1 protein-coding gene is annotated in these 231 nt (G+C 61.5%); it reads right to left on the reverse strand.

The annotated features are described in order from the left end of the window. A partial coding sequence (locus SB756_RS35990) for a hypothetical protein (protein ID WP_410914027.1) occupies window positions 1-182 on the reverse strand: 182 nt, incomplete at its 3' end. Between the last annotated feature and the right edge of the window lie 49 nt (window positions 183-231).

Raw genomic sequence — 231 nt, forward strand, 5'->3', positions numbered from 1 at the left:
GAGGTTGAAGGCGATACCGGCGGCGTGTATACGCCTGAGGCAGGGTCGATGTGCCCCTCGCCGAACAAGAGCCAGGCATCGGCCTCGTCGTTCTGCACCTCGAAGGGCACCGAGCTGCCATGGGGCACTTTAGGCACGTGGAATGGCAAGACGTTCAGCACAGCCGGGTAGGCGAGAATCACCACCGTGACCTCGGCTGTATCGCCCCTAATCCCATCAGTAAGACGGATG

Origin of the sequence: Pseudomonas sp. SIMBA_068 (assembly GCF_046534705.1) — a bacterium.
Lineage (GTDB): Bacteria > Pseudomonadota > Gammaproteobacteria > Pseudomonadales > Pseudomonadaceae > Aquipseudomonas > Aquipseudomonas putida.